Origin of the sequence: Methanosaeta sp. UBA356 (assembly GCF_002496465.1) — an archaeon.
Classification (GTDB): domain Archaea; phylum Halobacteriota; class Methanosarcinia; order Methanotrichales; family Methanotrichaceae; genus Methanothrix; species Methanothrix soehngenii.
Window position 1 is genome coordinate 656 of record NZ_DAKC01000031.1, and the last position, 246, is coordinate 901.

General features: G+C 56.1%; 1 protein-coding gene. It reads left to right on the top strand.

What is annotated here, in order from left to right:
* Window positions 1-246: hypothetical protein (locus BP727_RS02240; RefSeq protein ID WP_286857189.1), on the top strand; the 246-nt coding region annotated here is incomplete at both ends.

Sequence of the window (246 nt, forward strand, 5' to 3'; positions counted from 1 at the left end):
TCCATCCCGAGCTGGACCTGGACGACAACCGAGCAGGAGATCGGCTCCCATACCATCGAGGTCAGGGCTCGGGACAACAACCACAATCCGGAAGGAGATAGCTCCAGGACAGCGGAATTCGTGGTTGAGGCTGCTCCAAACAATCCGCCTGAGGTATTTGATCTGGCTTCAGATCTAGCCAGCCCCCAAATTGCTGGCGCAGCAGTAACATTCACTGCGGCGGCATCCGATCCGGAAAATGATACA